This window comes from Microcystis aeruginosa LEGE 91341 (assembly GCF_015206885.1).
In the GTDB taxonomy this organism is placed as follows: domain Bacteria; phylum Cyanobacteriota; class Cyanobacteriia; order Cyanobacteriales; family Microcystaceae; genus Microcystis; species Microcystis aeruginosa_H.
In genome coordinates this window covers 1-8,971 of sequence record NZ_JADEXY010000158.1, presented here as the reverse complement: position 1 = coordinate 8,971, position 8,971 = coordinate 1, and the positions used below count along the sequence as shown (strand labels likewise).

Annotated in this window: 10 protein-coding genes; 5 read left to right on the top strand and 5 right to left on the bottom strand. The window is 41.8% G+C overall.

All coding sequences use genetic code 11. The features are described from left to right. The first annotated feature begins 222 nt into the window (after positions 1-222). The 3 genes from IQ234_RS18275 (at position 223) to IQ234_RS18265 (ending at position 1,806) form a co-directional block, all read left to right on the top strand. Entirely contained in the window at positions 223-861 is a 639-nt protein-coding gene (locus IQ234_RS18275; RefSeq protein WP_193958120.1) for a DUF2834 domain-containing protein, read from the top strand. 130 nt (positions 862-991) lie between these two features. Beyond that, a complete protein-coding gene (locus IQ234_RS18270; protein WP_002733401.1) occupies positions 992-1,285 on the top strand; it encodes a hypothetical protein in 294 nt (97 codons plus the stop codon). A gap of 2 nt (positions 1,286-1,287) precedes the next feature. Next, positions 1,288-1,806 carry a low molecular weight protein-tyrosine-phosphatase gene (locus IQ234_RS18265; RefSeq protein ID WP_069474568.1) on the top strand — a complete coding sequence of 173 codons (519 nt, stop codon included), beginning with the start codon at positions 1,288-1,290 and terminating at the stop codon, positions 1,804-1,806. A gap of 14 nt (positions 1,807-1,820) precedes the next feature. Here the strand turns inward: IQ234_RS18265 and IQ234_RS18260 are convergent, their stop codons facing one another. Further along, a complete protein-coding gene (locus tag IQ234_RS18260) occupies positions 1,821-2,477 on the bottom strand; it encodes a response regulator transcription factor (RefSeq protein ID WP_193958119.1) in 657 nt (218 codons plus the stop codon). 351 nt (positions 2,478-2,828) lie between these two features. On the opposite strand from IQ234_RS18260, the gene IQ234_RS18255 reads away from it, so the two are divergent. Together IQ234_RS18255 and IQ234_RS18250 are read left to right on the top strand one after the other, a co-directional pair. Further along, positions 2,829-3,944, top strand: a complete 1,116-nt coding sequence (locus IQ234_RS18255; RefSeq protein WP_193958118.1) for a branched-chain amino acid ABC transporter permease — start codon at positions 2,829-2,831, stop codon at positions 3,942-3,944. A 193-nt stretch (positions 3,945-4,137) separates the two neighbouring features. Then, positions 4,138-4,890, top strand: coding sequence for an ABC transporter ATP-binding protein (locus IQ234_RS18250; protein WP_193958117.1), 753 nt, complete (start codon positions 4,138-4,140; stop codon positions 4,888-4,890). Here the strand turns inward: IQ234_RS18250 and hisH are convergent. The 4 genes from hisH to cysT form a co-directional block, all read right to left on the bottom strand. After that, positions 4,879-5,517 carry an imidazole glycerol phosphate synthase subunit HisH gene (hisH, locus tag IQ234_RS18245; protein WP_193958116.1) on the bottom strand — a complete coding sequence of 213 codons (639 nt, stop codon included), beginning with the start codon at positions 5,515-5,517 and terminating at the stop codon, positions 4,879-4,881. The two genes, IQ234_RS18250 and hisH, sit on opposite strands and share 12 nt — an antisense overlap. 545 nt (positions 5,518-6,062) lie before the next feature. Continuing rightward, on the bottom strand, positions 6,063-7,103 hold the full coding sequence (locus IQ234_RS18240) for a sulfate/molybdate ABC transporter ATP-binding protein (protein WP_193958115.1): 1,041 nt from the start codon (positions 7,101-7,103) through the stop codon (positions 6,063-6,065). 18 nt (positions 7,104-7,121) lie between these two features. Beyond that, positions 7,122-7,964: a sulfate ABC transporter permease subunit CysW gene (cysW, locus tag IQ234_RS18235; protein WP_193958114.1), complete on the bottom strand. Its 843-nt coding sequence runs from the start codon at positions 7,962-7,964 to the stop codon at positions 7,122-7,124. 41 nt (positions 7,965-8,005) lie between these two features. Further along, entirely contained in the window at positions 8,006-8,848 is an 843-nt protein-coding gene (gene cysT / locus IQ234_RS18230; protein WP_193958113.1) for a sulfate ABC transporter permease subunit CysT, read from the bottom strand. Between the last annotated feature and the right edge of the window lie 123 nt (positions 8,849-8,971).

Genomic DNA, 8,971 nt, shown 5'->3' with positions numbered 1-8,971 from the left:
CCCCCCTTGATAAGGGGGGTGCCGATCCCCCCTGCCCCCCTTGATAAGGGGGGTGCCGATAGGCGGGGGGATATCCCCTTGATAAGGGGGGCATCTGATAATTTTTAATGCCTGCCTACTTAGTGATCATTGATTAGGTAATCTTGCTTGATTTTTTGATCACTTTTCTACTAAAATATCTGCTGGACTCCCATTACTCAAGTAACCTAATTATCTACTCTCATGTTAACAAAAATTATTCTCGGTTTACTTTGGTTATGCTTCGGATTATACGCTTTTTTACTAGCACCCCCCGATCAACCAGATACAATGAATTTAATTATCAATCTTTCCAGTGGCAAATGGCAAGATATTAACCCATTAATTATCTCTCTTTTCAACCTGATGGGAGTTTGGCCACTTATCTACACTAGCCTTTTAATTATCGATGGTCGTGACCAAAAAATCATCGCTTGGCCCTTTGCTTTTGCCTCCTTTGCCGTGGGTGCTTTCGCTATTTTACCCTATCTAACCCTCCGTCAACCCAACAGCAATTTTACTGGTAAAAAAAATCTGGTCATTAAACTTTTAGACTCACCTTGGTTGGGAGTAATTGCCCTAATTACTGCGGCAATTTTAATCGCTTACGGATTAATTAACGGCAATTGGTCTGATTTTTGGTATCAGTGGCAAACTAGCCGTTTTATTCATGTTATGAGTTTAGATTTCTGTCTTTTAACCCTATTATGTCCAATTTTGCTGCAAGATGATCTAACCCGACGGGGATTAAAAAATCCTTTCCTGTTGCCGGTAATTTCCCTTTTGCCTCTAATCGGTCCGGCAATTTATTTAATTATCCGTCCTCGCTTAGGGGAGAATTAAGGGTAAATTGTCTTGAGCAAACTTAACCATTTCTTGACAAGAGAAGTTCATATTTAACAGAAATTATGCTGAGGTTCCCCTAAAATATGAGGAAAGAGATTAATGTCCAGATTAGAAGGAGTGTTTAACCTTGTTAGAGAGTCAAAAACCACCTCGGATTTACTGCTTTCAAGCTGATTATCTTGCCTCCCAACAATTTAACCCCCAAGAGATTCCCGCTTGGTTATCCTTAGAGGTAAACTGGCAGGGTTATCGAATTCATACCCTACCCTGGGTAGCAGACGTAGCTAGGGTATTAGGATTATTAGCGATCGAAGATACTCCCCAAGGGTGGCAAGATTATTTAGAAAGCTTGGGATTAGCCAAAATTAGGTTAATGGACAGCGAGGAGTTTTTTGAGGATAAATCTTTATCGGGATGTTAAAAATGCCCTATAATTGGCAATTTAGTGATGATTCTACCAGTCAATTTATGCCCTATAAACTACTCTTCGTCTGTTTAGGAAATATCTGTCGTTCTCCCGCTGCCGAGAATATCATGACTTATCTGATTGAACAAGAAGGATTAGGCAATAAAATCCTCTGTGATTCCGCGGGGACTGCCGGTTATCATATCGGTTCTCCTCCCGATTCTCGCATGAATACGGCGGCCAAAAAACGCGGTATTCCTCTGCAAGGGACAGCTAGACAATTTACCCGCGAAGACTTCGAGAATTTTGATCTAATCCTAGCCATGGATAAAGCCAATTATCAAGATATTTTATCCCTAGATCGGACAGGAAAATATCAAGAAAAGATCAAGTTAATGTGTGACTATGCTCGTTATCACCCAGAAAAAGAAGTTCCCGATCCCTACTACGGTGGCCGTGAAGGTTTTGACCGCGTAATCGAGCTACTTTTAGACTCCTGTGGCAGTCTTTTGGAGGAAGTAAAAAACAAAATTTAAGTTTTTTATTTCAGCTAATCGATTAGTCTATGTTCGAGGGAAAAACGAACCAATTCGGCGCGATTGTTAGTAGTTGTTTTTCTGAGTAAACTGCTAACATATTTCTCGACCGTGCGAGAACTAAGATGTAGTTTTTGCCCAATTTCACTGTTAGAAAGTCCCCGGGCTAAATGTTCTAACACTTCCCGCTCGCGATTAGTTAACTTAAAATCGTCCTGTAAAGAAGAAGTTAAAACATCCCTAGTTTTGGGGCTTTCTTCTGGTTTTAATTTCTGATATTGACGTTCACTTTGCACCATTTGCGATCGCTCTAAAAGATTGCGAATAACTGCTTTTAATTCCTCCATCTCAAAAGGTTTAGGAAGATAGATATCACAACCCACTTGATAACCGCGAATTCTTTCCTCTGTTGACCCTCTTTCGGTTAAAAAAATTACTGGCAATAACCTAAATTCTGGCTGTTGCCGCACCTTAGTCACCAAAGAATAACCGTCTAAACGCGGCATTTTGATATCCGATACCAAAAGATGGGGATGATAGGTATCCAATAAATTTAAAGCTTCCAAACCATTACTCGCCGCTACCACACTATAACCTGCTAATTCTAAATAGTCTTTGACCGCTAGGCGGATACCGGGGTCATCATCGGCAATTAGAATCAAAAGAGGCATAGAAATTAACAGGACAAGGTTTTTTCGTTATTAATAGCCTAGCACCCTCCGCTCGCCACAATTGTCCATCAAGCTACAGAGGCCGTTTTAACTGATATTATACTAGCAGTTAGCTATCAGCCTTTTCAGTAATCAGATGTGAGTTTTCAGCTTTTTTCTCCCCAACTCCGGCGCTCCCCCACTCCCAACCCCTTTTTTACTTTTTACCTTGAAGATCATTTTTGAGTTATAGCGTTTCTCATAAGTATGAAGTATAACTGGATTGGGCATCGTCTCCTGACTCCTGACTTCTGGCTCCTGACTCCCGAAACCGACAACTTTGTACCTCACTATTAAGATAATTGCCATAACATGACAGATTATTTAGTTTCCCTGACAATTTGGGCGGGTATTTACGCGATTTTTGCCCTCGGTTTAAATCTACAATGGGGATTTACAGGCTTAATTAACTTTGGTCACGTTGCTTTTGCCACTTTAGGGGCTTATGCAACGGTTTTATTGACTTTACAAGGTGTACCGATGATTTTTGCCGCTATTGTCGGGGCGATCCTAGGGGCATTGTTGGGATTAGCCATCGGTTTTTCCACCCTGAGATTAAGAGCCGATTATCTAGCGATTGTCACCATCGGGGTGTCTGAGTTAATTCGTTTGCTGGTGCTTAACGAGGATTGGTTAACGAAAGGCAGTTTCGGACTACAACGCTATCCCCTACCTTTGGATATAAATCCCAGTTTTCCCGTCAAATTATTAATTATTGCCCTGTTTACCCTGCTTGCTATCTTTGCTCTCTGGCAATTGGGGCGCAATCTGCAACGACAATGGCGAGAAGCGGGGCAAATTAGCGGCAAAAGCTATCAACCGACGCAAAAGAGAGCTTTAATCTTTTGGGGGTTGTTAGGGGCGATAATCCTGCTTTTTCTGTATATAAACGGTGTAATTGCTCTGAATGATTATAATTACAAAGCCGGGTTGATGGTGGTAGTTTTAGTCCTCCTCGCTCTCGTTTATACTGGTTTAGAATCACTTTTGCGATCGCCTTGGGGACGCATCCTCAAAGCTATCCGGGAAGATGAAGAAATTCCCCGGGCTTTGGGAAAAAATGTCTTTTGGTATAAGTTACAATCTTTGATGTTAGGGGGTGCGATCGCTGGTTTAGCCGGGGCTTTTTTAGCATGGCAATTAACCACTATTTACCCGACTAATTTTGAACCGTTATTGACTTTTAACGCTTGGATTATTATCATTCTCGGTGGCTCTGGTAGCAATGCCGGCACCTTACTAGGATCAATAATTTTCTGGGCTTACGATTCCCTGACTCGCTTTATTCTACCCCAATTAGATATTTTTAATGATAGCCAATTAGGGGCTTTACGGATTATGATTATCGGTCTGCTGCTCATGGTTTTAATGATCTGGCGCCCCCAGGGTATACTCGGCAAAAAAGAGGAGTTAACTTTGGGAAAATAATTAAGTGGTTGGACAAAACTAAATTTAACTGAGGGGTAAGTATTCAGGAGTAAGTATTCAGGAGTCAGGAGATTATTTTTATTTATTCTCCCCACACCCCACACCCTACACCCTACACCCTACACCCTACACCCCACTTCCCACTTCCCACTTCCCACTTCATAATTCATAATTCATAATTCATAATTCATATATGTTACTTTCTGCTAAAGGATTATCGAAAAGTTTTGGAGGCATTCGTGCCGTCAATAATGCTTATTTGGATGTGCCGCAGGGCAGCATCACCGGGTTAATCGGTCCCAATGGAGCCGGCAAAACCACACTTTTTAACCTTTTATCTAATTTTATTCGCCCAGATAAAGGGGAAGTTTTTCTTGATGGTCAGCCAATTCATCAGCTGCCTTCTTATCAAATTGCTTTGAAAGGATGTGTGAGAACTTTTCAAGTAGCCAGGGTATTATCTCGATTAACGGTGTTAGAAAATATGCTCTTAGCTAGTCCGGGGCAAACGGGAGAAAATTTTCTCAAAGTCTGGTTTCAGGGGGCAAAAATTCGCCTACAGGAACAGGAAAATCGGGCCAAAGCTTTGGAGATATTAGATTCGATCGGTCTGAGGGAAAAAGCGCACGATTATGCGGGAGCTTTATCGGGAGGACAGCGTAAATTATTAGAGATTGGCCGAGCGCTAATGACCGAGCCAAAATTAATTTTATTAGATGAACCAGCCGCCGGAGTTAATCCCACTTTAATCGGCCAAATCAGCGACCATATTATTGAGTGGAATCGTCAGGGAATTACCTTTTTAATTATCGAGCATAATATGGATGTGATTATGTCCCTTTGTCACCACGTTTGGGTATTAGCAGAAGGGACAAATTTAGCCGATGGCATTCCCAGCGAAATCCAAAAAAATGAGCGGGTTTTAAAGGCTTATTTAGGAGACTAAAGCTAATTTTTGCACCTGTTCAACAAAGTTAGCCAGAATTTTTAAGCCATTAGTGGAGGATTTTTCCGGGTGAAACTGCACCGCCACCAAACGCTCACAAGCGATCGCTGCCGTCACCGTTTGACTGCCGTGGGTGACGGTGGCGGCAGTTAGATGACTATCAAGGGGATCGACATAATAGGAATGGACAAAATAGACGTGAGGGTGCGGGGGTAATCCCTGCCAAAGAGCATGATCCGGCTGGGTGAAGTCTAATTGATTCCAACCCATGTGGGGAATGGTAATGCCCGGTTCTGAGCGAAAACGGCGCACTGTCCCCGGAATAACCCCTAAACCCGCCTCTTGTCCTTCCTCTGATGAGTCAAAGAGAATTTGTAAACCGAGACAGATACCGAGGAAGGGTTTACCGTTAGCGATCGCCGCTTTGATCGGTTTTTCGAGATGACGGCTGCGAATTTGCCGGACAGCAGGATCAAAAGAACCGACTCCGGGTAAAACAATAGCGTCAGCTTTTTCGATATCCAGGGGAGAATCGGTAATTTTCGGCACTGCACCCACGGTTTCCAATCCTTTACAGGCAGAGTGCAGATTTCCCATGTCGTAATCGATGACAGCGATTAAGGTCATTGCTATATACTGATTGGGCGATGACCTTATTTTAGAGCAATCACGCCGCTAAATTAGGTCTTGACTCAAAAGTTGTTAAATGGGATGTGAAACCGCAACTGGCTACTTACAAAGCAGCCCTGCATAACTGATAAAACCCTTTTCCCACAACAAACATAGGGCTATCTCAATCCTTGACAAACGCTTTCGCCAGAATTATACTAAATCTGGTTATTAAAGACTGATTATTTATTCCCCTTTTTGCCTTTTGCATGAGTAGAAAACGGGTTTCTCCGAGAAACCCGTTTTCTGTGCGTTACTCAACGGATTTAGTATTACAGCCAGCCGAGAGATTGTCTTCCCGGCTCTTCTCGACTTTGTGTGATAATTTTTGCTTATGGAATCGTGAAATGCTTATCGGGCAACACTTTTAGGACTATTTTGTCGAAGAAACTATCAGTATAGATCTCGTTTCCACACAGAAACCAGAAGAGCCTCTTCCCTAGTCGATGAACCGCTGGTTAAACTTCATCTTGATGAGAAAAGCTGTCATACAAATAAAGTTTTTAAATTGAGTAATCGATAACTTTCTCACTTTTATTGTCAAAATCAGTGAGTAAAGTCGCTTTTCTCGGTTTTAAATGTACCGTTTGTTCTGGTTGTAACTGTAATTGCTTGTACTCCTCACGATTGAGATAAGCTACCACCATTTCCCGATCGGCTAACATTAATTCTACCTGTATTTCCCAGCCTAAATGAATAACTCTTTTTACCACTGCCCAACTATTCAACCCATCTTGATTGGGCATAATTTCCAGGTCGTGGGGACGGATAAAAACGGTGGAATTATCCCCCAGATGATGTCCATTTCCTAATCCTGCTAAACTGGGTAAGATATTCACTTCCCCAATAAATTGCATCACAAAAGGTGTAGCTGGATGATCATAAATTTCGGCGGGAGAACCCACCTGTTCAATTTTACCATGATTCATCACGACAATCGTATCAGCTACTTCCATTGCTTCCTCTTGATCGTGGGTAACAAAAACACTGGTAACGTGAACTTCTTCGTGTAAATTTCTCAGCCATACCCTTAATTCTTTTCTAACTTTTGCATCTAAAGCCCCAAAGGGTTCATCCAATAATAATACATTCGGTTGAATGGCTAAAGCGCGGGCTAAAGCTACTCGCTGCCGTTGTCCTCCCGATAATTGGGCGGGATAGCGATCGCCTAATCCCTGCAATTGAATTAATTCTAATAATTCCTCAACTTTTTTCTTAATTACTGGCGATTTTTGCTGGCGAATTTCTAGACCAAAAGCAATATTTTGACGGACAGTTAAATGTTTAAATAGGGCATAATGTTGAAAAACAAAGCCGATGTTTCTCCGTCTAGGATCCACATGAGTGGTATCTTGTCCGTTAATGATAATTGCGCCACTGTCGGGAGTTTCTAATCCCGCAATCGAACGTAATAAGGTAGATTTTCCCGATCCCGATGGTCCAAGAAGGGCGACTAATTTACCTTCAGGAATGGTTAAACTTATATTATCTAAGGCTTGAAAATTGCCAAAACGTTTGGAAACTTGGTGGATGGTAATACTCATATTTTAGGTTAATTGTAGTTAAGTGGTGTGAATTTTGTGGGCGGTTTTACGTTCGAGAATTTCTTTGATAATTAAAGTAACTCCCGCTAGTAAGGCGAGAATAGCCGCCGCACTAAAAGCGGCAGGAGTAAGATAATTTTTATAAGCCTGTTCTACGAAAATTGGCAGGGTTGCAGTTCTCCCTAAAATACTGCCAGAAACCACAGAAACCGCCCCAAATTCTCCCATCGCCCGGGCATTAGTTAACAGCACTCCGTACATCAATCCCCAACGAATATTAGGTAAAGTTACGCGCCAGAAAATCTGCCAATCATTTGCCCCCAAAGTGCGCCCCGCTTCCTCTTGTTCCAAGCCAATTTCTTCTAAGACTGGGATAACTTCTCTAGCGACAAAAGGCATAGTAACAAATATAGTTGCTAATACCATTCCGGGTAAAGCAAAAAGTATTTTTATATCGAAAAATTCTAGAAAAGAACCTAACCAACCATTGCGCCCATAGAGCAGTACAATCATTAAACCCGCTACCACAGGAGAAACGGCAAAAGGTAAGTCAATTAAACTAATTAATAACGTTTTGCCACGAAATTGATTGCGAGCAATTACCCAAGCTGCACAAAGTCCGAAAATTGTGTTTAAGGGTACAGTAATTAGGGCAATAATTACTGTTAATCTTACCGCTTCGATAAAGTCAGAGGTTCCCGCCGCTTCTAAAAAAGCTTGGAATCCATTGCGAAAAGCATAGTAAAATACTGCCGCTGCTGGAATAAATAATAACAGTGCCAGATAAACAAGGGCAATGATAATCAGTAGGGGTTTGTAATCCCATTCTTTCGTTTTAGTTAAGGCTTTTGGATTCTGCATTTTTGATCTGTCTCCAGTCATACTCTAAGGTTTTTTACTCTTTACTTAACTCTGTATTTTTGCCCCCATTGTTGCAGGAAATTAATTACTACTAACATTCCTAGGGAAACCAGCAATAAAACCATGCCGATTACTGTCGCCCCCGTGTAATCATATTCCTCTAGTCTTTGGAAGATTAAAACTGGGGCAATTAAATCCTTAAAGGGAATATTAGAGGAGATAATAACTACAGAACCATATTCACCGATCGCTCTGGCAAAACCGAGGGCAACTCCTGTTAAAATGGCGGGTAGTATTGTGGGAAAAATAACTCGCCAAAAGATTTGCCAAGAGGAAGCACCGAGGGATAAAGCTGCTTCTTCTACTTCTTTTTCCATTTCCTGTAAAACCGGCTGTAGGGTGCGGACAATGAAGGGTAAAGCGATAAATAACATCGCCACAAAAACCCCTAAAATGGTAAAAGATATCTTAATGCCAAAGGGGGCAAAAAATTGACCGATCCAACCTTTATCACTGTAAACTGTGGCGAGGACTAAACCAGCAACAGAAGTGGGTAAAGCAAAGGGCAAATCCACGCAAGCATCGACAATTTTTTTACCCGGGAATCGATACCGCACTAACACCCAAGCGATAATAGTGCCAAAAACTCCGTCAATTAATCCGGCAATTAAGGAAGTAAAAAAAGTGACTTGGTAAGCGGATAAAGAAATCGGTAAAGTGGCAATGCGCCAAAATTCGGCAAAACCAAGGGTTAGGGATTTAGCAAATAGTGCCGCTGCCGGTAAAACCAACAAAACCACTAGATAACTAATGGTAATTACCCAAGGAATAGAAACTTTTTTCAGGGGTTGACTGGGAGATAAAGATAATTGTGGGTTAGCCATTGTTAATTATTGCTAAGTAAGTAGTTCCAATTAAATAGAAGATAAATTTTGCCTTTGATCCCCCCTGCCCCCCTTGATAAGGGGGGTGCCGATAGGCGGGGGGATCCCCCTTGATAAGGGGGG